Source organism: uncultured Modestobacter sp., from assembly GCF_947486615.1.
GTDB lineage: Bacteria > Actinomycetota > Actinomycetes > Mycobacteriales > Geodermatophilaceae > Modestobacter.
Genome location: NZ_CANKUD010000016.1, coordinates 1 through 22298, shown reverse-complemented (window position 1 = coordinate 22298; position 22298 = coordinate 1). Strand labels below are relative to the sequence as shown.

23 protein-coding genes are annotated in these 22298 nt (G+C 75.0%); 13 read left to right on the top strand and 10 right to left on the bottom strand.

Features of this window, described 5'->3' with window-relative positions; translation table 11 throughout:
• Positions 1-4: 4 nt before the first annotated feature.
• Positions 5-445 carry a hypothetical protein gene (locus Q1A09_RS21170; protein ID WP_299959860.1) on the bottom strand — a complete coding sequence of 147 codons (441 nt, stop codon included), beginning with the start codon at positions 443-445 and terminating at the stop codon, positions 5-7.
• Positions 446-597: 152 nt separating this feature from the next.
• Here Q1A09_RS21170 and Q1A09_RS21165 point away from each other — a divergent pair, with 152 nt between their 5' ends.
• Both Q1A09_RS21165 and Q1A09_RS21160 read left to right on the top strand, forming a co-directional pair.
• Positions 598-1368, top strand: a complete 771-nt coding sequence (locus Q1A09_RS21165) for an ABC transporter ATP-binding protein (protein ID WP_299959857.1) — start codon at positions 598-600, stop codon at positions 1366-1368.
• A 4-nt stretch (positions 1369-1372) separates the two neighbouring features.
• A complete protein-coding gene (locus Q1A09_RS21160) occupies positions 1373-3835 on the top strand; it encodes an ABC transporter permease (protein ID WP_299959854.1) in 2463 nt (820 codons plus the stop codon).
• Between the two features lie 85 nt (positions 3836-3920).
• Here the strand turns inward: Q1A09_RS21160 and Q1A09_RS21155 are convergent, their stop codons facing one another.
• From Q1A09_RS21155 to Q1A09_RS21145, 3 genes are read right to left on the bottom strand one after another with little or no spacing between them, the layout of a single operon-like run.
• Entirely contained in the window at positions 3921-4226 is a 306-nt protein-coding gene (locus Q1A09_RS21155; RefSeq protein WP_299959851.1) for a hypothetical protein, read from the bottom strand.
• Complete coding sequence (locus Q1A09_RS21150; protein ID WP_299959847.1) at positions 4223-5566, bottom strand: acyclic terpene utilization AtuA family protein; 1344 nt, start codon at positions 5564-5566, stop codon at positions 4223-4225. Before Q1A09_RS21150 ends, Q1A09_RS21155 begins: the two co-directional genes overlap by 4 nt.
• A complete protein-coding gene (locus Q1A09_RS21145) occupies positions 5563-6957 on the bottom strand; it encodes a CitMHS family transporter (protein WP_299959845.1) in 1395 nt (464 codons plus the stop codon). The genes Q1A09_RS21150 and Q1A09_RS21145 overlap by 4 nt, the downstream gene beginning before the upstream one ends.
• A gap of 82 nt (positions 6958-7039) precedes the next feature.
• Here Q1A09_RS21145 and Q1A09_RS21140 point away from each other — a divergent pair, with 82 nt between their 5' ends.
• Both Q1A09_RS21140 and Q1A09_RS21135 read left to right on the top strand, forming a co-directional pair.
• A complete protein-coding gene (locus Q1A09_RS21140; protein ID WP_299959843.1) occupies positions 7040-7933 on the top strand; it encodes a LysR family transcriptional regulator in 894 nt (297 codons plus the stop codon).
• 49 nt (positions 7934-7982) lie between these two features.
• Positions 7983-9200: an MBL fold metallo-hydrolase gene (locus Q1A09_RS21135; protein WP_299959840.1), complete on the top strand. Its 1218-nt coding sequence runs from the start codon at positions 7983-7985 to the stop codon at positions 9198-9200.
• Here Q1A09_RS21135 and Q1A09_RS21130 read toward each other — a convergent pair.
• From Q1A09_RS21130 to Q1A09_RS21105, 6 genes are all read right to left on the bottom strand, one after another.
• Positions 9184-9852 carry a haloacid dehalogenase gene (locus Q1A09_RS21130; protein ID WP_299959838.1) on the bottom strand — a complete coding sequence of 223 codons (669 nt, stop codon included), beginning with the start codon at positions 9850-9852 and terminating at the stop codon, positions 9184-9186. The two genes, Q1A09_RS21135 and Q1A09_RS21130, sit on opposite strands and share 17 nt — an antisense overlap.
• Positions 9853-9868: 16 nt before the next feature.
• Complete coding sequence (locus Q1A09_RS21125; protein ID WP_299959835.1) at positions 9869-10738, bottom strand: Fpg/Nei family DNA glycosylase; 870 nt, start codon at positions 10736-10738, stop codon at positions 9869-9871.
• A gap of 111 nt (positions 10739-10849) precedes the next feature.
• Complete coding sequence (locus tag Q1A09_RS21120; protein ID WP_299959833.1) at positions 10850-12010, bottom strand: MalY/PatB family protein; 1161 nt, start codon at positions 12008-12010, stop codon at positions 10850-10852.
• Between the two features lie 4 nt (positions 12011-12014).
• Positions 12015-13481: an NAD-dependent malic enzyme gene (locus Q1A09_RS21115; RefSeq protein WP_299959830.1), complete on the bottom strand. Its 1467-nt coding sequence runs from the start codon at positions 13479-13481 to the stop codon at positions 12015-12017.
• Positions 13482-13501: 20 nt separating this feature from the next.
• A complete protein-coding gene (locus Q1A09_RS21110) occupies positions 13502-14017 on the bottom strand; it encodes a DUF309 domain-containing protein (RefSeq protein ID WP_299959827.1) in 516 nt (171 codons plus the stop codon).
• A gap of 1 nt (position 14018) precedes the next feature.
• Positions 14019-14993: an anti-sigma factor RsbA family regulatory protein gene (locus Q1A09_RS21105; protein WP_299959825.1), complete on the bottom strand. Its 975-nt coding sequence runs from the start codon at positions 14991-14993 to the stop codon at positions 14019-14021.
• Between the two features lie 167 nt (positions 14994-15160).
• Between Q1A09_RS21105 and egtE the strand changes: the two genes are divergently transcribed.
• The 9 genes from egtE to Q1A09_RS21060 all read left to right on the top strand — a co-directional run bounded on the left by egtE (position 15161) and on the right by Q1A09_RS21060 (position 21859).
• Positions 15161-16303, top strand: coding sequence for an ergothioneine biosynthesis PLP-dependent enzyme EgtE (gene egtE / locus Q1A09_RS21100; RefSeq protein WP_299959822.1), 1143 nt, complete (start codon positions 15161-15163; stop codon positions 16301-16303).
• 80 nt (positions 16304-16383) lie between these two features.
• Positions 16384-17199, top strand: coding sequence for a DUF4397 domain-containing protein (locus Q1A09_RS21095; protein WP_299959820.1), 816 nt, complete (start codon positions 16384-16386; stop codon positions 17197-17199).
• Positions 17200-17216: 17 nt separating this feature from the next.
• Entirely contained in the window at positions 17217-17873 is a 657-nt protein-coding gene (locus Q1A09_RS21090) for a sortase domain-bontaining protein (RefSeq protein ID WP_299959817.1), read from the top strand.
• Between the two features lie 47 nt (positions 17874-17920).
• A complete protein-coding gene (locus Q1A09_RS21085; protein WP_299959814.1) occupies positions 17921-18523 on the top strand; it encodes an RNA polymerase sigma factor in 603 nt (200 codons plus the stop codon).
• Entirely contained in the window at positions 18504-19286 is a 783-nt protein-coding gene (locus Q1A09_RS21080; RefSeq protein ID WP_299959811.1) for an anti-sigma factor, read from the top strand. The genes Q1A09_RS21085 and Q1A09_RS21080 overlap by 20 nt, the downstream gene beginning before the upstream one ends.
• 92 nt (positions 19287-19378) lie before the next feature.
• Positions 19379-19543 (top strand): hypothetical protein, encoded by a 165-nt coding sequence (locus Q1A09_RS21075; RefSeq protein WP_299959808.1) that lies wholly within the window; start codon positions 19379-19381, stop codon positions 19541-19543.
• A gap of 338 nt (positions 19544-19881) precedes the next feature.
• On the top strand, positions 19882-20244 hold the full coding sequence (locus tag Q1A09_RS21070; RefSeq protein ID WP_299959805.1) for a GntR family transcriptional regulator: 363 nt from the start codon (positions 19882-19884) through the stop codon (positions 20242-20244).
• Entirely contained in the window at positions 20241-21161 is a 921-nt protein-coding gene (locus tag Q1A09_RS21065) for an ABC transporter ATP-binding protein (RefSeq protein ID WP_299959802.1), read from the top strand. The genes Q1A09_RS21070 and Q1A09_RS21065 overlap by 4 nt, the downstream gene beginning before the upstream one ends.
• A complete protein-coding gene (locus tag Q1A09_RS21060) occupies positions 21158-21859 on the top strand; it encodes a hypothetical protein (protein ID WP_299959799.1) in 702 nt (233 codons plus the stop codon). Before Q1A09_RS21065 ends, Q1A09_RS21060 begins: the two co-directional genes overlap by 4 nt.
• The last annotated feature ends 439 nt before the right edge of the window (positions 21860-22298 follow it).

The window sequence follows — 22298 nt, the reverse complement described above, 5'->3', positions numbered from 1 at the left end:
CTGATCAGCCTCCGGGGCAGGTCGCATCCCCACCGCTGTGCTCCTGGCAGTACCGGGGCCCGTCGTCCCGCAAGGGGGTGGGCGGGCTGTCGGGGGACACCAGTCCGTAGAGCAGCAGCCCACCGACCAGGCCGAACACCGCGCCCACTCCGAACAGTGCCTGGACGGCGCCGCGCTGCCAGCGTGCACCGACCACCAGGGCCACGGCGGGACAGCCGGCCGCCATCAGCGTCGCCAGGAGGGCCTGCCGCTGGGCCCGGTCGTGGTCGGCGGCGGTCGGCTGCTCGCCCAGGAACGTCCACAGCTCCATCAGCGACCCGATCGCCAGCAGCGGGGTGGCCAGCAGCCAGGCCACCGTCAGCAACGCGACCGTCGGGACCGCCCATCCCGGGGCCGACTCCTTGCGACGGGGCGGCGGCAGCGGCCGCCACACGTGTTCGCTCACCGATCGCCTCCCTCGTCAGCCCGGAGGATGACAGCAGGTCAGCCCCCGGGGGCAGCGGCGCGCTCGCACAGACCAGCCCGTGCGGCGACGCGGGCGCAGGCCCGGAGGCGAGAACGTGATCACGTCCTGATCACCGCCCCTGGAGGCCTGCAGTGTCCGTCCCCGTCATGACCGTCCCGGGCGAGCCCGCCTCGACCGCGTCCGCCGCCGTCCGCGCCAGCGACCTGCGCAAGACCTACGGCTCCGGTGAGACGGCGGTGCACGCGCTGGCCGGCGTCGACGTCAGCTTCGAGCGGGGCGCCTTCACCGCGATCATGGGCCCCTCCGGCTCGGGCAAGTCCACCCTCATGCACTGCCTGGCCGGGCTCGACGCGGCCACCAGCGGCCACGTCTGGCTCGGTGACACCGAGCTGACCAGCCTGCGCGACGACCAGCTGACCAAGCTGCGCCGCGAGCGGATCGGCTTCGTCTTCCAGTCCTTCAACCTGCTGCCGGTGCTCACCGCGCAGGACAACATCCTGCTGCCCATGCAGCTGGCCGGGCAGCGCCCCGACCGGGCGTGGCTGGACTCCGTCGTGGGCCGCCTGGGCCTGCGCGACCGGCTCCAGCACCGCCCGCACGAGCTCTCCGGCGGCCAGCAGCAGCGCGTCGCCGTCGCCCGCGCGCTGCTCCCCCATCCCGACGTCGTCTTCGCCGACGAGCCCACCGGCAACCTCGACAGCCACGCCGGCGCCGAGGTGCTGGACCTGCTGCGCTCCAGCGTCCGCGAGACCGGCCAGACCGTCGTCATGGTCACCCACGACCCGGTCGCCGCCGCCTACGCCGACCGCGTCGTCCTGCTGGCCGACGGCCGGCTCGCCGGCGAGGTCCACCAGCCGACCACCGACTCGATCATCAACGCGCTGCGTGGACTGGGGGCCTGACGCCATGCGAGCAGTGACACTGGCGAGCATCCGGGCGCACCTGCCCCGGCTGGTCGCCTCCACCCTGGCGATCGTCATCGCGGTGGGCTTCGTGGTCGCCACCCTGGTGCTCAACGAGACCACCAAGGCCACCGTGCTCGAGGCGGCCGGCGCCCAGTACGTCGACACCGACGTGGTGGTCACCTCCGACAGCGGCACCGGCCTGGCCGGGCAGGTCGACACCCTCACCGGGCTGGACGGCGTGCAGGCCGTCGACCCGACCTGGCAGACCTCCGTGCAGGCGGTCGCCCCCGGGCGCACCGGCGCCCAGTACCTGCTGGTCGAGTCGGTGGCCGCCGACCCGAAGCTGCGCTGGCAGCAGCTGACCGCCGGCGCCCTGCCCGTGCGGCCGGACGAGGTCGCGGTCAGCGAGCGCGTCGGTGCCGCGGTCGGCGACGTCCTCCCGGTCACCACCTACGACGACGAGGGCACCGGGACCACCACCGACGCCACGGTGACCGGCGTGGTCGACCTGGGCGGCGACCCGACCGCCGGGATCTACGGCAAGGCCTACGTCACCGCCGACCAGGCCCAGGCCTGGGGCGCCACCGAGCCGACCGAGCTGCGGATCGCCGGCACCACCGCCGCCGACCCCGACGCCCTGATCGGCGAGGTGCGCGCGGCGCTGTCCGGGGAGGACGTCACCGTCCGCACCGGCACCGAGCAGGCCGAGGAGTCCGTCGCGGCACTGACCGGCGACGCCACCTGGCTCACCACCTCCCTGCTGGTGTTCGCCACCATCGCGGTGCTCGTCGCCGGGCTGGTCATCGCCAACACCTTCGCCGTGCTGCTGGCGCAGCGGACCCGCGACCTCGCGCTGCTGCGCTGCGTCGGCGCGACCGCCCGCCAGGTGCGCCGCAGCGTGCTCGGCGAGGCCGTGCTGACCGGGCTGGTCGCCTCGGTGATCGGCGTGCTCGCCGGCATCGGGCTCTCCGCCGCCGTCTCGGCCGTGGTGTCCGGCACGGACTCACCCATCCCCCTGTCCGGGGTGTCCGTCCCGCTGTACGCCGTCGGGGTCGGCATCGCCGTCGGCACGCTCACCACGCTGGTCGCCGCGCTGGCCCCCGCCCGAGCCGCCACCAAGGTCGCCCCGCTCGCCGCGCTGCGGCCCACCGACCCGGCGCCGCTGCGCTCCCGCGGCGGTGTCGCCCGACTGGTCACCGGCCTGCTGCTCGCCGTCCCCGGCGTCGCGCTGATGGCCCTCGGCGTGCTGACCTCCGACATCCTGATCTCGCTGGGCGGCGGGGTGCTCAGCTCGCTGGGGCTGCTGCTGCTCGCCCAGCGGGCCGTGCCGCCGATCGTCGCCGCCGCCGGCCGGCTGCTCGGCCGGTTCGGCGGACTCCCGGCGCGACTGGCCACCGGCAACGCCACCCGCAACCCCCGCCGGACGGCGGCCACCGCCACCGCGCTGCTGATCGGCGTCACGCTGACCACCGCGATGGTGGTCGGGGCGAGCTCCACCCGGGCGACCGCCCAGGCCGGCTTGGCGGCCAACTACCCGACCGACGTCATCGTCGAGAGCTTCGACGAGCCGGTGCCCCCGTCGCTGCAGGGCCAGCTCGAGTCGGTGGACGGCGTGGTCGCGGCCACCGGGCTCACCGCGACGTACCTCACCGGGCCCGACGGCACCGAGACCTGGGCCAGCGGCGTGGACGCGGCGCAGGCCCTGCCGGTGCTGCGGTCCACGACCGAGGTGACGCTCCCCGAGCTCGGCGAGGTCGTGCTCTCCGACTGGGAGGCCGACACCTGGGGCGTCGGGCCCGGCGACTCGGTGACCCTGACCGCCGGCGACCGCTCACGGACGCTGACCGTGCTGGCCGGCGACACCACCCGCCCGCTGCTGAGCAGCACCGACCTGCAGGCGCTGGTGCCCGGGGCCGCGGTGGAGACGATGTGGCTGCGGCTGGCCGACGACGTCGACCAGACCGCGGTGATCGACGAGGTCACGGACCTGGCCGGCACCGCGCTGCCCACCTCGTTCGTCACCGGGCTGGCCAGCGAGCGGGCCGCGATCGACGGGGTGGTCGACGTCCTGCTGCTGGTGGTCACCGGGCTGCTCGGCGTGGCCGTGGTGATCGCGCTGATCGGGGTGGGCAACACCCTGGCCCTGTCGGTCGTCGAGCGGCGGCAGGAGAGCGGCCTGCTGCGGGCGCTGGGCCTGACCCGCGGCCAGCTGCGCGGGCTGCTGGCCTGGGAGGCCGTGCTGGTCGCCGGGGTCGCCGCGGTGCTCGGCGTCCTGGTCGGGGGTGCGTACGGCCTGGTCGGCGCCGCCTCGGCGCTGGGCGAGGTCGGTGAGGTGGTGATCAGCATCCCGTGGCTGCAGGTGCTGGCGATCGTGCTGGTCGCCACGGTGGCCGGTCTGCTGGCCTCCGTGCTGCCGGCCCGCCGGGCGGCGAAGACCCCGCCGGTGGCCGCCATCGCCGGCTGAGGCAGGCGGCTCCTCCAGGCAGGTCGGGCTCTGCTCCGCTCGTGGAGCAGAGCCCGACCTGTGTCCGGGAGGGCGGGCCGGGTGGTCAGATCTCCAGGCTGAGCAGGTGGTAGCTGAGCGCCTTGCCGTGGCCGTCGAGCACCGGCGACCCGGTCACGCCGCCACCGAGCGCGCCCGGCAGGGTGAACACGAGGCCCGGCAGGTGCGGCTGCACGACCCGGCCGGCCTCGCCCCGCACGAGCGGGGCGTAGTGGGCCGCCACCCGCTCGGCGGTCAGCTCCCGTTCCAGCAGCGCGGCAGCCTCGGCGCTCCGCGGGAGCACCGCGAGGATCAGCGTGTCGCCCTTGTCCCCGGCCCGGACGTCGGCCAGCTCGTCGAGACGGCGGGTCACCGGGCCACCTCCTGCAGGTGCACCTCGGAGCGCACCGCCGTCCGCGGCAGCGAGCAGGACCGGATGGCCAGCACCTCCGTCTCCGACCGCCGGGCTCCACCACCGCCGGCCGGGCCGTTGGTGTACAGCGCCTCCACCTCCCAGCCGACCACGGCGGCGAGCTCCCGCTGCGGCACCCGGGCGGCCACCCGCAGCCGCACCTCGGCCGGGTCGCCGGGCTCGCCGAGCCCGCGGAAGGCGGCTCCGGCTCCGATCAGCTCCACCAGCACCGCGTCCTCCGGGACCCCGTGCAGGTCCCGCAGCCGGGTGCGCACCACGTCGGCCGCCAGCTGGGCCCGCGCCAGCGAACGGGGCCCGGCGTAGCTGATCTGCCCCTCGCCGAGCCAGCCGCCGCGGAACCCGAGGGTCACCTTGAGCTCGTCGGGGCGGGCGGTGCCGGTCGCGCCCTGCACCCCGACCCGGTCCGGGCCGAGCTGGCTGAACCGGACACCGCCGAAGTCGGCCACCACGTCCGGCGTCACGTAGGCGCCGGGGTCACCGACCTCGTAGAGCAGCTGCTCGGCGCAGGTCCGGGTGTCCAGCACCCCGCCGGTGCCGGGCAGCTTCCCGAACACCGCAGTCCCGTCGGCAGAGACGTCGGCGTAGGGGAACCCGAGCCACGCCAGGTCCGGCACCGGCTTGGTGACCGGGTCGGCGAAGTAGCCACCGGTCAGCTGGCCCGCGCACTCGAGCAGGTGACCGACGGCGGTGCCGGCGCCCAGCAGCTCGGGGTCGTCCCAGGCCCAGCCGAAGGCGTGCACCAGCGGGGCGAGGAACAGCGACGGGTCGGCGAGGCGGCCGGTGACCACCACGTCGGCGTCCTGCTGCAGCGCCGGCACCACCGCGTCCGCCCCCAGGTAGGCGTTGGCGGAGACCAGCTCCTCCGGGTGGGCCGACAGCGGCTGCCCGGTCTCCCAGACGACCGGGTCGGCCGCGGAGACGGCCGCCAGGACGTCGTCCCCGGTGACGGCCGCGATCCGCAGCCCGCCCAGCCCCAGCTCGGCCGCGACCCCGGCGACCACGTCGGCAGCGGCGAGCGGGTTGGCCGCGCCGGAGTTGGTCACGACCCGCGTGCCCGCCGCGGCGGTGTGCCCGAGGACGGCCCGCATCCGGGCCGCGAGGAGCGGGTCGTAGCCGGCACCGGGGTCGGCGAGGCGGCGGGCCTGACCGGCGGCCACGGTGCGCTCGCCCAGGCACTCGAAGACCAGGTAGTCCAGCTCGCCGCGGCGGGCCAGGTCCGCCGCCGGGTCGATCCGGTCCCCGGCGAAACCGGCCCCGGCCCCCAGCCGCAGGGTGGTCACGAGGCCCACAGCGGGATGGCGCCGGTCAGCATGGCGACGGCGAGCATGCCGATGCTGACCGCCGTTGCCCAGCCGATGAGGTTGCGGATGTGCGCGCCGATGTTCACCCCGGCCAGCCCGACCAGGAGGTAGAACGCGCCGGTCAGCGGGCTGATCGGGAAGCCGACGGTCTCCTCGCCGATCACCGAGGCGCGGGCCAGGTCCATGCCGCTCACCCCGAACTGCTCCCCGACGCCGATGAGCACCGGGAGCACGCCGAAGTAGTAGGCGTCCGGGCCGAAGACCAGGCTCATCGGCACGCCCAGCACCCCCACGATCAGCGGCAGCGCCGGGGCGATCCCCGCCGGCACCACGTTCGCGGCCGACTCCGCCATCGCGTCGATCATCCCGGTGCCGGAGAGCACGCCGAGGAAGGCGCCGGCCGCCAGCAGGGTGCTCACCATCAGCATCGCGCCCTTGGCGTGCGCCTCGATCCGGCCCGTCTGGGCGGCCATGCCCGGGTAGTTGACCAGCAGCGCGATGATCGCGGCGACGATGAAGATCATCTCCGGTGGGGCCAGCTGGGCGATGAGCAGGCCGATGACCGCCACCGTGAGCACGGCGTTCAGCCAGAGCAGTCGCGGACGACGCAGGTCCTCCGCCGCCGGGTCGCCGCCCGCCCCGCTCTCCTCCGCGTCCCGCCCGGGACCATCGGTCCCCGCGTCGTCACCGGTCGAGCCGGTGGCGGCACCCGCCGGCCCCACGGGGACGGTGGCCGACGCCGGCGCGCCCACCGTGGCCAGCCGGCGGGCCTCCCGCTTGCCGAGGTACCAGGCTGTGCCGAGGGCGAAGACGATGCCGGCGATCTGCGCCGGGATGAGCGGCACCCAGATCTCGTTGGCGTCCGCGCCGATCGTGGTCGCCGCCCGGGCGGTCGGCCCACCCCACGGCACCAGGTTCATCACGCCGGCGCCCAGGCCCACGCAGGCGGTCAGGGTGAGCCGGCTCATCCCCAGCCGGTCGTAGATCGGCAGCATCGCCGGGACGGCGATCAGGAAGGTGACCGCGCCGGCTCCGTCCAGGTGCGCGACCAGCGCCAGGGCGGTGGTCGCGACGGCCACGGTGGGCGGCGCGTCCCCGGCCCAGCGGACGATCCGCCGGATGACCGGGTCGAACAGCCCGGCGTCCCGCATCAGCCCGAAGAACAGGATCGCGAAGACGAACATCGCCGCGATGCTCACGATCCCGGACAGGCCCTCGGCGACGAAGCCGCCGACCTCGGCGGGGGTGAACCCCGCGATCAACCCGGTCACGATGGGCACGCCGGCGAGCGCGACGACGGCACTGATCCGCTGACTGAGCAGCAGGCCCAGGATCGCAGCGATGGTGAGGAACCCCAGCAGGGCTGTCACGTCGACCTCCTTTGGTCGACGGCGAGTGTGGTGCAGGCCACTTCATGCAGTCCAACATCAATTGCCGATAGATTGATGCGCAATGGTCATGGACATCTCGCCGTGGCAGCTGCGCGCCCTGGTCGCCGTCGCGGACGCCGGCGGCTTCACCGCTGCCGCCGGGCAGCTGGGCGTCGCCCAGTCCTCGCTGAGCCGGGCCGTCGCCGACGTCGAACGCCGGCTGCGCGTGCCCGTCTTCGAGCGGACCACCCGCAGCGTCCGCCTGACCGGCCAGGGGCGCGAGGTGGTGGCCCTCAGTCGTCGCGTCCTCGCCGACCTGGACGCGGGCATGCGCCACCTGGAGGGCTACCTCGCCGGCCGGCGAGGCCAGGTCACCATCGCCTGCCTGCCCTCGGTCGCGGCGACCCTGCTGCCCCCGGCCGTGGTCGCCTTCCGGGCCCGGTTCCCCGACGTGCTCGTGCAGGTGCAGGACGGGCTGGCCGCCGACGTCCTCGACGCGGTCCGCACCGGCGCGGTCGACCTGGCCGTCACCGCCGCACCCGGCCCGCGCACGCGGCTGACCGTCGAGGAACTGCGCCGCGACCCGTTCTGCTGCGCGTTCGCGCCGGGACACCGCTTCACCGGCCGCAGCACCCTCGACTGGGCCGACCTGACCGACGAGCCGTTCATCACCTTCGGCCCGGACAGCAGCATCCGTGGCGCGGTCGACCAGGCCCTCCGGACAGCGGGCGCGACTCCCGGCCCCGTCCTCGAGGCCCGCAACGTGGGCGCCGTCGCCGGCCTCACGGCAGCGGCCCTCGGGGTCACCGCCGTTCCGCAGCTGGTGCTCCCGATGATGGCCTTCGCGGGCCTGGAGCACGTCCCACTGATCCCGACGGTCGAGCGCAGGATCAGCCTGGTGCGCGCACCCGACCGGCCGCTCACGCCCAGCGCCGAGGCGTTCGCCGCCGAGCTGCGCACCGTGAGCTCGACCTGAGCCCCGCGCCGCCCAGCGCGGACACAGCTGGTCGGGGGATGCTGGAGGCGTGCCGTTCCTCCGCCGTGCCGCCACCGCCACCGCTGCCACCGCCCTGCTGGGCGGCGTGAGCTGGGTCGCCCGCGCCGCCTGGGGCCTGCCCGTCGCCCTCGGCGCCAGCCGGCGCCGGCTGCGCCCCACCGTCACCGGGTCCCGGCAGTTCTCCGACGGGAAGTTCCACAACAACCTGCCCACCCCGGCCATCGGACCGGCGAACGCCCGCGACGGGCTGCTCCGCCAGTGGCACGAGGACCGGCACAAGGGGCTGCCCGGCGGCCCGATCCCGCTGGTCACCCCCGAGCTGCCCGACCAGGCCGGCGAACTGGCGGTCACCTGGTTCGGCCACTCGAGCGCGCTGCTGGAGGTCGACGGCCACCGGGTGCTGGTCGACCCGGTGTGGGGCGAGCGCGTCTCGCCGTCCCCGCTGGTCGGCCCCGCCCGGCTGCACGAGCCACCTGTCCCGGTGGCGAGCCTGCCGCCGGTCGACGCGGTGCTGATCAGCCACGACCACTACGACCACCTCGACCTGCCCACGGTGCGGGCCCTGGTGCGGGAGCAGTCCGCGCCGTTCGTCGTCCCGCTGGGGATCGGCGCACACCTGCGCGGCTGGGGCGTGCCGGACGACCGGATCGTGGAGCTGGACTGGGACGGCGCCGCGACGGTCGGCGGGCTCACCCTCACCTGCACCGAGGCGCGGCACTTCTCCGGCCGGTTCCTGTCCCGGGACACCACGCTCTGGTCGTCCTGGGTGGTCACCGGCCCGCGGCACCGGGTGTTCTTCGGCGGCGACACCGGCTACACCCCGGCGTTCGCCGGGATCGGCGCCCGGCTGGGCCCCTTCGACCTGACCCTGCAGCCGATCGGTGCCTACAACGACGCCTGGCACGCCATCCACATGGACCCCGAGGAGGCGGTGCGGGCGCACGGCGACCTCGGCGGCCGGGTGCTCGTGCCGATCCACTGGGCCACGTTCAACCTCGCGTTCCACCGCTGGGCCGAGCCGGTGCAGCGGCTGCTCACCGCCGCCGACGCCCGCGGGGTCACCGTGGTCGTGCCGCAGCCGGGCGAGCGGGTCGACGTCCTCTCGCCGCCGCCGCTGCGCGACTGGTGGACGGCGGTCGGCTCGGCCGACGACGGGGAGAGCGGCCCGGAGGCCGGCCTGGCCGCCGCAGCCGCTGCCCGGGCGCGACGGACCGGTCCGCTCCGCCGGCTCAGCCCGCGCCGCTGAGCGCGTCGAGGACGGCGGGGAGCGCCGCCAGGTCCTCGACCTCGTGCTGCGGCTGCGGGCCCTCGGGGTCGACCCGGTGCCCGGCCCGGCGCACCCGGACGACGGTCAGCCCGGCCTCCAGGGCGCCGCGGGTGTCCCGGGCCGAGGCGGGCACGTGCACGTCGACGCCGGCGGCGGCCGCCCGCTGGTAGAGCTCGGCGTGCGGCTTGTAGGCGTGCAGCCGCTCGCTGGTCAGCACGGCGTCGTCATCGACCAGCGCGGCGGCGCGGGTGCGGCGGAACAGGTCGTCGTCCACGTTGGACAGCACCCCGACCCGGTGCCGCTCGGCCACCAGCGGCAGCGCCCGGCCGACGTCGGGCCACAGCGGCCAGTCCGGCAGCGACTCCAGCAGCGCCAGGGTGTCGGCGGTGGCGTCGGCGTCCAGCTCACGGGCGGCGTAGGTGGCGGCCAGGGCGCGGCGGCAGTGCTCGGCGAAGGGCACCCACTCGGTGGCGTCCTTCTGCGAGGCCTTGTTGCGGGCGTCCCAGTCGTCGTAGAGCTCGGCGCCGGAGACCTCCCATCCCCGCCCGGCGGCGAGGGCGTCGAAGGCCGCCGACCCGCCGGTGCGGGAGTCGATCAGCGCGCTGAACAGGTCGAAGGTCACCAGGGCCATGAGCCCCATCCTGCGCTCACCGCAGGAGCTTGGACATCCGGCGGTCGGCCAGCGGCTTGCCACCGGTCTGGCAGGTGGCGCAGTACTGCAGCGAGGTGTCGGCGAAGGACACCTCGCGCACGGTGTCCCCGCACACCGGGCAGGGCAGGCCGGTGCGGGCGTGCACCTGCAGGCCGGCCCGCTTCTCCCCCTTGAGCGTCGCGGCCCGCTGGCCGAGCTGGCGGTCAAGCGCGCCGGTGAGCGTCTCCCGCATGGCGGCGTGCAGCCGGAGCAGCTCGTCGTCGGTGACCTTGTCGGCCATCTTGAACGGCGACAGCCGGGCGGCGTGCAGGATCTCGTCGGAGTAGGCGTTGCCGATGCCCGACAGCACGGTCTGGTCGGTGAGGGTGCCCTTGAGCTGCGTGCGCCGGCCGGCGAGCAGCGTGCCGAACGTCTCGGTGTCCACCTCGAGCGCGTCCGGGCCGAGCCGGGCGATGCCGGGCACCTCGGCCGGCGAGTGGACGACGTAGACCGCCAGCCCCTTCCGGGTGCCCTGCTCGGTGAGGTCGAAGCCCTCGGGCAGCTCGCCCTCGCGGGGTTCGAGGTGGACCCGCAGCGCCAGCGGCCCCTTGCCCGGCTTGGGCGGCGCGGTGGGCAGGTTCTGCCGCCAGTGCAGCCAGCCGGCCCGGGCCAGGTGCACGACCAGGTGCAGCCCGGAGACGTCCAGGTCGAGGAACTTGCCGTGCCGGGCGGCGCCGGTGAGCTCCAGCCCGGCCAGCGCGGACAGCGGCGGGTCGAAGGTCTTGATCGCCTGGACGCCGGCCAGGTCCACACGCGTGATCACTCGGCCGACGGCGTTCTCCCGCAGGAACGCGGCCAGCGCCTCCACCTCGGGCAACTCGGGCACCCGCCCATGATCCACGTGGAACGCGGTCCCCGCCGTCCCCCGGACGGGCCGAAGTCCCGGCGGGGCCCGTGCCCGTGCGGCCATGTTGGCCAACATGGCCGGGGACGGGGGTCAGCGGAGGGCGGCGGCCATCCGGTCGACGATGGTGCGCAGCACCGGGCGTGGGGTGGCCAGGGTGAGGCGGACGTGGCCGGGGACGCCGCACTCGGTGCCGTCGATCAGCGCGACCCCGGCCTCGCGCAGGAAGAAGTCCGCCAGCGGCTCGTCGATGCCCAGCTCCCGGCAGTCCAGCCAGGCGAGGTAGGTGCCCTCCGGCGGGGTGTACCGCACCTGCGGCAGGCGCTCGGCGAGCAGCTCGGCCAGCAGCCGGCGGTTGCCGTCCAGGTAGCCCAGGACGCCGTCCAGCCACGGGCCGCCCTCGGTGAACGCCACTGTGTTGGCGATCGCGCCCAACGTCGAGCAGCCGTGTTCAGGCCGCTCGGACACCTCGGCCCACCGCTCGGCGTCCGCGTCGTTGGAGAGCAGCAGCTGCGCGCACTTGAGCCCGGGCAGGTTCCACGCCTTGGACGCCGAGGTGGCGGTGAGCGTGTGGCCCGCGGCGAGCTCCGAGACGGCGGCGTAGGGCTGGTGGACGGCGCCCGGCAGCACCAGCGGGGCGTGGATCTCGTCCGAGAACACCCGGGCGCCGTTGCGGTCGACCACCTCGGCCAGCGCGAGCTGCTCGGCCTCGGTGAACACCCGGCCGGTCGGGTTGTGCGGGTTCACGTGCACCAGCAGCGCGCCCGGGGTCAGCACCTCCTCCAGCGCGGCCAGGTCGTAGCCGAGCCGGCCGTCGTCCCCGGGCACCATCGGCACCTGGACCACCTCGCGGCCCAGCTCACCGGGCACCTTGAGGAAGGGCATGTACGCCGGGGTCGGCAGCACCACCGGGGCGCCGGGCGGGGTGAAGTGCTCGACGGCCACCTGCAGCCCGGCGACGACGTCGGCCAGCGGCGCGACCCGTTCGGCCGGCAGGTCCCAGCCGTACCGCTGCTGCTGCCACTGCGCGCACGCCCGGGCCAGCGCCAGCTGGGTGGCGGCCGGCAGGTAGCCGAACGCCGCTGCATCGACGGCGTCGTGCAGGGCGCGGGTGACCACCGGAGCCGTCCCGAAGTCCATCTCGGCGACGAAGGCACCGATCGCCTCGCCGTACCGGGTCCACTTCAGGCTGCCGGCCGCCCGCAGCGAGTCCTCGCTGAGCGCGTCGAAGGAGGCGGGGAGGTCGTCGTCCACCCGGTCAGTCTGCGTCGCCGGGCACCTCCGCGGTGGCGCCGGGCTCGGCCCGGGCCGACTCCTCGACGGCGCTGGCCACCGCGGTGGCGACGGCGGGGTCGAAGACGCTGGGGATGATGTAGTTGGCGTTGAGCTGGTCGTCGCCCACCACCGCGGCCAGCGCGTCAGCGGCGGCCAGCAGCATGCCGGGGCGGATCTCCTTGGCCCGGGCGTCCAGCAGCCCGCGGAAGACGCCGGGGAAAGCCAGCACGTTGTTGATCTGGTTGGGCAGGTCCGACCGGCCCGAGGCGACGACGGCGGCGTGCTGCCGGGCCCGCACCGGGTCGACGTCCGGGGTCGGGTTGGCCATCGGGAAGACCACCGCCCGCTCGGCCATCACCGCCAGCGCCTCCGCCGGGATCACGTTGGCCGCGCTGACCCCGATGAACACGTCCGCCCCGACCAGCGCGTCGGGCAGCTCGCCGCGCCGGCAGCCGGGGTTGGTGCGCCGGGCGAGGTCCAGCTTGGCCGGGGAGAGCCGCTCGTCGTCGGGCGAGAGGATGCCCTCCCGGTCCCAGACCAGCACGTTCGTCGCGCCGGCCTCCAGCAGCAGGGTGACGATCGCCGTCCCGGCCGCCCCGCCGCCGGCGACGACGACCGCGACGTCGGTCAGCTGCTTGTCCACCACCCGCAGGGCGTTGCGCAGCGCGGCGAGCACGCAGATCGCCGTCCCGTGCTGGTCGTCGTGGAAGACCGGGATGTCCAGCTTCTCCCGCAGCCGGGCCTCGATCTCGAAGCAGCGCGGCGCGGAGATGTCCTCCAGGTTGATCCCGCCGAAGCCTGGCGCGATCAGCTCCACGGTGCGCACGATCTCGTCGACGTCCTGGGTGTCCAGCGCGATCGGCCAGGCGTCGATGTCACCGAACCGCTTGAACAGCGCGGCCTTGCCCTCCATCACCGGCATCGAGGCGCCCGGCCCGATGTCGCCGAGCCCCAGCACCGCCGAGCCGTCGGTGACCACCGCGACGGTGTTGCCCTTGATGGTCAGCCGGCGGACGTCCTCCGGGTGCTCGGCCAGGGCCAGGCAGACCCGGGCGACGCCGGGTGTGTAGGCCATCGACAGGTCGTCGCGGGTCTTCAGCGGCACCCGGGAGGCGACCTCGAGCTTGCCGCCCAGGTGCAGCAGGAAGGTGCGGTCGCTGACCTTGCGGACGTGCACGTTCTCCACCGCGTCGAGGGCGGCCACCACCTCCTCGGAGTGCTGGGCGTCGGCGGCCGAGCAGGTCACGTCCACGGTGAGGCCGTCCGGGCGGGAGTCGACGACGTCGATCGCGGTGACCGCGCCGCCGGCGCTGCCCACGGCGGTGGCGATCCGGCCGACGCTGGCCGGGTCGCCGTCGGCGTCCAGCCGCACGGTGATCGAGTAGGACGCCGACGTCACCGGCCCGCGGTGGACGGGCGGGGTGCTCTGCTCAGGAGTGAGGGCGGTCACAGCCGCCATCCTGACACTTGTCAGTCAGGAATTCCACCAGTCGGTGGGGTCATCCCGCTATGCGGAAGAAGGGCCGGCGGCGTGAGGTCCAGCGGGGTCCCGCCCACCGCGGCCGCGCCCAGCCGGGCGGCCCAGGCCACCAGCCCCTCGTCGTCCACCCCGTGCCGTACGGCGGTCTCGTGCGCGGTGCCCAGCGACCGGGCGCCGCGTGCCAGCAACGTGGCCGCCCCCGCGGTGTTGCCGCGCGCCGCGTGGGTCAGCCCGACGGCAAGCTGGGCCAGCCCGCGCCAGAGGTCCCGCTCGTCGTCCGGCCCGGTCTTCCAGGCGTCCTCCAGCACCTCGTGGGCGTGGAAGGGACGGCCGGCGTCGAGCAGGTCCTGCGCCTCGCGCAGGGTCTGGTCGGGGGTGCGCACGACGCCCTCCGGCGCCCGCGGCTCCCCCTCCGCGCCGTAGGGCAGGGGGCGGCCGAGCGCGTCCCGGGGCCGGGCGTTGCGCGCGCGGCCGGTCTCGTCCCGGTCGCGGGGGACGCCGGGCACCTCAGCCCAGCACGGTGGTCAGCCGGACCCGCACCCCGTCGTCGGTGACCGTGATGTCCACGTGGTCGCAGAGCTGGCGGGCCAGCCACAGCCCCATCCCGCCCAGGGACAGGTCGTCGCCGTGCGCCGGCCCGTAGCCGATGAACGGGTCCTGCAGCCCGGAGCCGTGATCGGTGACGGTGCACACCAGCCGGGCCGAGTCGGCCCACAGCCGCAGGTCGACCGGCGGCCGGCCGTGCCGAAGCGCATTGGTGGTCATCTCGTCGACGGCCAGCAGGAAGTCCTCCAGCGCCGGCTCGGAGCCCGGCGGCAGGCTCGCGTCGGCGGCGCGCGCGGCGAGGTCCCGGCGCAGCCCCCGCAGGTCGCGCACCGAGTCGGCCGCCACCAGCGGCTCGGTCGACTCCAGCGGCTCGGGCGGCACCGGCAGCGAGGTCAGGTACTGCGCCGGGTCGACGTGATCGGGGTTGGGCCGCCCCGCGCCGTCCACCTGGAGCAGCGGGTGCGTCGCCCGGGCCGCCTCGACCAGCGGCGCCGGCACCCGCCGGGTGTCGACCAGGCACATCACCAGCAGCGGGGCGTCACCGAGCAGGTCGGCCTCCACCAGCTGGTGGTCCAGCACGGCGTCGTAGCGCTGCCACTCCCGCCAGGTCTCCGGGTCCGGGCCGGCGAACGGCTCCAGGACGACGCGGACGGCGCCCGCTCCAGGGACGCGGTGCCGCTCCCCCAGCCGGCGGACGGCGGTGATCGCCGCGGCCGGGCCGTTGCCGTACACGTCGGACCAGTCGGCCCAGACGACCTGCGGCCGGTCGGCGAGCGCCTTCTGCACCAGTTCCAGCGTCTGGTCGGTGCAGGCCACCACCACCGGCTCCCCGGCGTCTAGACCTGCGCAGACGAAGGCCACCGTGCCGTCGACCAGCTCCTCGTCCGAGGCGCCGATCAGCGCCCGGTGTCGGCCGGACCCGGCTGCCCCGTCCATGCGTGCTGATCCCCGTCCTGCCGTCGCGGGGCCACCGTGCTGGCAGCCGTGTCCGGGAACTCCCTACCCGGCCCAGCCGCGACTAGGCGTGACCTGGCCGGTGCATGTGCCCGAGCCGGGCGAGTGCGGCCATCCTGGCTCACCGCCGCTCCCCTACGGTCGGCCGGGTGAGCAGCCTCCCGCACGACGACCTCGGCGACTCCTGGCGGGCCGCCCGCCCCACGTTCGCCGGCACCCACCTGGACAGCGCGTCGTGCAGCCGGCAGAGCACCGCGGTGCTCGACGCCGTCGCCCGGCACACCCGGCACGAGGCGGAGATCGGCGGCGCGGTCGCCGAGGCCGCCGCCGAGGGGCTGCTGCAGCAGGGGCGGTCGGTGCTGGCCGGGCTGGTCGGCCTGGCCGCCGCCGACGTCGCGTTCACCGAGAGCTCCTCGGCGTCGGTGCGCACCCTCGTCTCCCGCTGGCGGCTGGCCCCGGGCACCCGGATCGGCGTGCTGCCCGGTGAGTACTGGCACAACGCAGCGGTGTTCGCCGACGCCGGGCTGACCCCGGTGCTGCTGCCCGCCGACCCGGTGGGCCGCGTCGACCTGGACGGCCTCCAGCGGGTGTTGCGGGACGACCCGCCGACGCTGGTGCACGTCACGCTGGTCGGCAGCCACCGCGGCGTCGTCCAGCCCGGCCGGGAGATCGCCGTCCTCTGCCGGGCTGCCGGCGTCCCCCTGGTGCTCGATGCCGCCCAGGCCCTCGGTCACGTCGACTGCGACCTGGGTGCCGACGCCGTGTACGGCACCGGCCGGAAGTGGCTCGCCGGCCCCCGCGGCGTCGGCTTCCTGGTCATGCGGCCCTCGATCACCGCACAGCTGACCCCGGTGCTGCCGCCGGGGATCTACGACGACCGGCGCGTCGGCGTCGACCACGCCCGCGCGTACGAGTCGCACGACGCCCACGTCGCCGGCCGGGTGGGCCTGACCCTGACCATCGGTGAGCACCTGGCCGCCGGCCCGGACCGGGTGCGGGCCCGGCTGGCCGCGCTCGGCCGGGCGACCCGGGAACGGCTGGACGGCCGGGGCGGCTGGCGGGTGGCCGAGCCGCTGGAGGAGCCGACGGCGATCACCACCCTCGTCCCACCGGACGGCGTAGACGTGCGCGAGGTGGCCGCCCGGCTGCGCACCGAGCACGGCGTGCTCACCGTGGCCGCCGGCCGCGAGCGGGCGCCCCGGGAGCTCAGCGGCCCGGTGCTGCGGGTCTCCCCGCACGTGGACGCCACCCTCGACCAGCTCGACGCCCTGGCCACGGCGCTGTCCGGCTGACTTCCCGACCGGCTGCATCCGGTGGGGCGGGTGGGGCGGAAGAGGTGGGTGACAGTCCCCCCAACGGAAGGAACGTCATCGTGGACAAGACCCGCCCGATCGCCCTGACCGCCGGCACCGCTGGCGCGTTCGCCCTGCTCTTCTCGGCCACGCCTGCGCTGGCCGACTCGCACACCGCGACCGTCTCGGTGCTGCACGCCATCCCGGACACCCCGGTCGACGTGTACGCCAACGGCGAGCGGCTGATCGACGACTTCGCACCGGGCACCCTGGCCGGGCCGCTGGAGCTGCCCGCCGGTGACTACGACCTGGCGGTCTTCCCCGCCGACGCCGCGGACGCGTCCGGGACGCCCTTGCTGTCCGCGACGGACGTGGCGGTGCCGGCCGGCGCCAACGCCACCGTGGTCGCGCACCTGACCGAGGCCGGCGAGCCGGCGCTCACCCCGTTCGCCAACGACACCTCCGCCGTCCCCGCGGGCCAGGCCCGGGTGACCGTCCGGCACACCGCCGCGGCCCCCGCGGTCGACGTCCGGGCCGGTGGCGAGGTCGTCGCGCCGGGGCTGACCAACCCGAACGAGGCGACGCTGGAGGTCCCGGCCGGCACGATCACCGCCGACGTGACCCTCGCCGGCACCGACACGGTGGCGATCGGCCCGGCCGACCTCGCGCTGGAGGAGGGCACCTCGACGATCGTGTACGCCTGGGGCTCCGGTGACGCCGGCTACGAGCTGGCCACCCAGACGATCACCGGGCTGCACTCCAGCCCGTCCGGCGTGCCTGGCGGCTCAGCCGGCCTGGTCGACGACGGCCTGCCGCTGCCGCTGGTCGGCCTGTCGGTGCTCGGCCTGGCCGGTGCCGCCGTGGCCGGCCGCCGGCTGGTCACCAGCCGGGTCTGACCCGAGGACGACGGACCGTGCGCAACGCCGTCGCCGGCGTGGCCGTGGGCCTGGCCCTGGCCGTCGGCGTGCCCGTCGGCTGGGAACTGACCCGGCCGCCGGCGACGGCGGGCGCACCCGTCGCCCAGGTGCTGCCGACCGACCCGCCGGCGCCGTCGTCCCCCGGGACGGCGGCGCCGGCGCCGGCCGTGGACACCCGTGCCGCCGCGCCCACCGCGGTGCCGCAGGCGCCGGCGCCCACCCGGGTGGCCGTGCCGGCCTGGGGCGTGGACGCGCCGCTGGACCCGATGGGCGTGTCGCCCGACGGCCAGATGGCGCTGCCCGAGGACGTCGACCGGGTCGGCTGGTACCGCTTCGGTCCGGTCCCCGGTGAGGCCGGCTCGGCCGTGCTGGCCGGGCACGTCGACGACCGCGAGCAGGGGCTCGGCGCACTGGCGCCGCTGCGGGACGCCGCGGTCGGTGATGAGGTGCTGGTCGCCGACGAGGCCGGGACGACGTCCCGCTGGCAGGTCACCTCGCGCGAGCTCATCACCAAGCAGGAGCTGCCGCTGGACCGGCTGTTCGCCCGCGAGGGAGAGCCCAGGCTGGTGCTCATGACATGCGGCGGCCCATTCCTGCCCGAGTACCGCAGCTACCGCGACAACGTCGTCGTGGTCGCCGAACCAGTCCGATGAGCGCGTCCGCCCTGGGCGCACCGACCGCGACCCCTTACGGTCGGCCTGTGGAAGGAGGACCAGCGGGAGCCACGTCGACGCCCCCCGAACCCGATGACGCCGAGGTCGCCCGGCTGTTCTGCGCCGGCGACGAGCGGGCGCTGGCCTGGGCCTACGAGCGCTGGGCCGGCCAGGTGCACGGCATGGCCGTGCGCGCCTTCGGCCCGGGTCCCGACGCGGAGGACGTCACCCAGCAGACCTTCATCTCCGCCTGGACCGGCCGGGAGCGCTACTCACCCGCCCAGGGTCCGCTGCCGGCCTGGCTGGTGGGCGTGTGCCGGCACAAGATCGCCGACTCGTGGGCGCGTCGCGAGCGCCAGCGGCGGCAGACCGAGGCCGCGGCGGCCGACGTACGCAGCCGGCCGGGCAGCACCCAGCCGGACGCGGTGGACGACGTGGTCGCCGACCGGGTGCTGCTGCTCGGCGAGTTGAACCGGATCGGCCAACCGCAACGAACCATCATCGAGCTCGCGTTCTTCGACGACCTGACGCACACCCAGATCGCTGCCCGCACGGGCATCCCGCTGGGCACCGTCAAGAGCCACATCCGGCGCACCCTGGAGCGCCTGCGCACCCGATTGGAGGCCGACGGTGCAGCACTGCAGTCCTGACCAGCTCGCACTCGCCGCCCTCCGTGAGGAGCTGCCCGCCGAGGACGCCGCCCACCTGAGCGGCTGCGCCACCTGCCAGGCCGAGGTGGCCTCGCTGCAGCGCGGGGTCGACGCCCTCGCCGTGCCGGCGTTCTCCTCGGCCGGCGCGGAGGTCGCACCGCCGCCGCGGGTGTGGGACGCCATCGCCGCCGCGACCGGCGCGACCAGCCGGCCACGGCCCACGGTCCCCCCGGTGAAGGCTGCGGCGTCGCCCGTCCCCGCCCCCGCCCCCGCAGGAGCTACTGCGGAACCGGCCGGGGCGGACGTGGTGCCACTGCGCCCCCGGGCCGGCGGCTGGTCGAGGAACCGCTGGCTGACCGCGGCCGCCGCGGTGCTGGTCGGCGCGGTCGCCGGCGGCACGGTGGTCGCACTGACCGGCGAGGACACCGGCGGGTCGGTGGTCGCGGAGACCGCACTGGACCCGCTGGACGACCGGACCGCCTCCGGCCGGGCCCAGGTCCGGGAGGACGGCGGCGTGCGGTCGCTGCAGATCGACCTGGACGCCCCCGCGCTCGACGACGGCTACTACGAGGTGTGGCTGCTGGAGCCCGACGCCGTCCGGATGGTGCCCCTGGGCACGGTCCGCACCGGGGACTCGGTGCTGCCGGTCCCCGAGGGGCTGGACCTGGTGGCCTACCCGGTGGTCGACGTCTCGATCGAGCCGCTGGACGGCGACCCGACCCACTCCGGCGTCTCGGTGGTCCGCGGCCAGCTGTCCGACTGATCTCTGCAGGGGGTCCTCCCGTGTCGGCGGTTCTGCACCGGGCCGCGGGGTAGGGCAGGCCCGGCGGCATCCCACGAGTCCGAGGAGGACCCATGACCGAGCCCGATGACGACCTGAAGGCCCGCGCCCGGCAGCACGTCGAGCAGCTCCCGGCAGAGACGGCGCTCGGCAACGCCGACCCCGCCGGCGGCGTGGCCGACGATCCGCAGGTGCTCGACCAGGCGGCCCGAGAAGAGGGCGAGCAGCGCAGCCAGTAGGACGACGTCCGCCCCCGCACCACCACCGCCCCCCTCAGCCGGTCCACCGGCCGAGGGGGGCGCTGTCGTCCCGCGCCCTGGTCCCGGCTACGCGCAGCCGCTTCGGCTCGTCCTGGTGCCCTCACGCGCTGAGACCCCGTTCCTGACCGCGTGACCGGCCCCACCGCGGCGACGACCCGGCCCGACGCCCCGCCCGCACCACCCAGGCCCGGCCGGCGCCTGCCTGCACCGCCGCCGGCACGGAGGCCTTGCGTGCCGAGTGGCCGTGGTCCTATGGTTCATTACATGAGTAATGAACCAGCGAGCCACCGGGCTCGACTCGTTCGCGCCGGGCCGGCATGAACGAGGACGCCGGCCCGATCTTCCGGCAGATCGCGACCCAGCTCGAGGACGCGATCGTCGACGGCTCCCTCGCAGAGGAGAGCCAGGCCCCCTCGTCCAACGAGCTGGCCGCCTTCCACCGCATCAACCCCGCCACCGCAGCCAAGGGCCTGAACCAGCTGGTGAGTGACGGGGTCCTCTACAAGAGACGAGGAGTCGGGATGTTCGTGGCCACCGGCGCACGCGAGCAGCTGCTCAAGCGGCGCCGCAGCGAGTTCGCGGACCAGTACCTCACCCCCCTGCTGGCCGAGGCCGACAAGGTGGGGATCAGCATCGCCGAGATCGCCGCCATGCTGCGCGAGCGCGGGAGCCGGGCATGACCGCCGCCGCCGAGCTCGAGGGCGTCACCATGCGCTTCCGCGGCCACACCGCGCTGACCGACGTCTCCACCGAGATCCAGGCCGACACCATCACCGGCCTCCTGGGCCGCAACGGCGCGGGCAAGACCACGCTCATGCAGGTGCTCACCGGCCACCGCGTGCCCACGTCCGGCCAGGTGCGCGTGCTGGGCCAGGCGCCGTTCGAGAACGACGCCGTCCTGCGCCGGCTCTGCTTCATCAAGGAGGGCCAGCGGTACCCCGACCACTTCCGGGTCTGCGACGCTCTCGCCGCCGCCGCGACCCTGTACCCGGGCTGGGACGCCGACCTGGCCGACGAGCTGGTGCGCGACTTCGACCTGCCGCGCAAGCGCCAGATCAAGAAGCTCTCCCGCGGCATGAACTCCGCAGTGGGCATCGTGCTGGGCCTGGCCTCTCGCGCGCCCGTGACCCTGTTCGACGAGCCCTACCTCGGGCTGGACGCCGTGGCCCGCCACCAGTTCTACGACCGACTGCTGGCCGACTACGCCGAGCACCCGCGGACCATCGTGCTGTCCACGCACCTGATCGAGGAGATCAGCGACCTGCTCGAGCACGTCCTGCTCATCGACCACGGCCGGGTGCTGCTCGACGCGGATGCGGAGACCCTGCGCGTCTCCGCACTGACCGTGACCGGCCCGGCCCGGCAGGTCGCCACGTTCGGGTCCGCGCACGAGCTGCTGACGACCGAGTCCCTGGCCGGCCAGTCCCGGGCGATCGTCCGCACCCGGACGGCGACCGCCGCTCGGGAGGCAGGCGACCTGGGTCTGACCGTCGAGCGAACGTCGCTGCAGCAGCTCGTGGTGGGGATGAGCCTGTCCGCCACCAAGGGCGCCACCACCCCCGCCGATCCGCACGCCCTGCAGGGAGTCCCTCGATGAACCGCGTCGTCAGCGCCGCCCGCCTGCAGGCGGCGAACCCCGTCGTCTCCCTCGGCGTGCCGTGGATGGTCGTCAGCATCTCCTTCGCCATCAACGTGGCGATCTGGGGCCTGGCCGACCTGGCTGCCGACCCGGACGCCTCCGCCAACACCGGCGGCATCGCCTCGCTGTACATCACCGTCGTCGTCGTCTCTGCCCAGCTGGTGGCCCAGGTCTTCCCCTTCGCCCTGGGCCTGAGCCTGAGCCGTCGCACCTACTACCTTGGTGCGGCGCTGGCGTCACTGGTCCAGTCGCTCGTGTTCGCCGTCCCCCTCACTGTGCTGACCGCGGTGGAAAACGCCACGAACGGCTGGGGCGTCGGCCTGGACTTCTGGGCACCCGGCGCGCTCGACGTGGGCAACCCTGCCCTCCAGCTGGCCGTCTTCGCGCTGCCGATGCTCGCCGCCTGCTTCCTAGGCGCCGGCATCGGCGTGGTGTTCAAGCGCTGGGGCGCCACGGGCATGTACGCCCTGGCCATGGGCACCATCCTGCTCGCGGGCGTCGTCGTCGTGGTGGTGACCTGGCAGCAGGCCTGGACCGACCTGTGGTCGTGGCTCACCGACCGCTCCGTGGCGACGATGACCTTGGGATTGCCGGCCTTCCTGGTGATAGCTCTGGCCGGGCTCAGCTACCTGGGGCTGCGTCGCGCCGTTCCGTGACCCGTCGCCTCTTGCCCCCTGCACGACCGAACGGCCGGACGCCCCCAAGCGCCGGCCGTCCGGCCTGTCAACGACAGTGACGCAACTACTGAGGTCCCACGGACGTGTGCCAGGGCTCCACTCGTCGAACTACCCGTCGTGAGATCCCGCGGATGGCCCGTGCGCCCGGCCGACCTGGTGAGCATGCCGACGACTGGACCGGACGAGATGGCGGCCCGACGTGCGCGCACCGCTCCGGCTCAGTAGGACGCGTGCAACAGCCGCGATCAAAACTGGGTGCAACACGCGCGATCAGGGCGGAACTCCGGTAGGAAACGTGCACCGCACGAGACCAGAGCGGAGGTGCACCGCGGACATGCAGAAACGGGGCCACAGCAGATGCTGTGACCCCGTTCCTGGGAGTTGTGTCCGGCGGCGTCCTACTCTCCCACCCGGTCCC

Coding starts and splice junctions, on each gene's coding strand:
- Q1A09_RS21160 (WP_299959854.1), top strand. CDS start 1,373: ATGCGAGCAGTGACACTGGCGAGCATCCGGGCGCACCTGCCCCGGCTG.
- Q1A09_RS21140 (WP_299959843.1), top strand. CDS start 7,040: ATGGTCATGGACATCTCGCCGTGGCAGCTGCGCGCCCTGGTCGCCGTC.
- Q1A09_RS21130 (WP_299959838.1), bottom strand. CDS start 9,852: ATGGCCCTGGTGACCTTCGACCTGTTCAGCGCGCTGATCGACTCCCGC.
- Q1A09_RS21105 (WP_299959825.1), bottom strand. CDS start 14,993: ATGGACGGGGCAGCCGGGTCCGGCCGACACCGGGCGCTGATCGGCGCC.
- Q1A09_RS21075 (WP_299959808.1), top strand. CDS start 19,379: ATGACCGAGCCCGATGACGACCTGAAGGCCCGCGCCCGGCAGCACGTC.
- Q1A09_RS21070 (WP_299959805.1), top strand. CDS start 19,882: ATGAACGAGGACGCCGGCCCGATCTTCCGGCAGATCGCGACCCAGCTC.
- Q1A09_RS21065 (WP_299959802.1), top strand. CDS start 20,241: ATGACCGCCGCCGCCGAGCTCGAGGGCGTCACCATGCGCTTCCGCGGC.
- Q1A09_RS21060 (WP_299959799.1), top strand. CDS start 21,158: ATGAACCGCGTCGTCAGCGCCGCCCGCCTGCAGGCGGCGAACCCCGTC.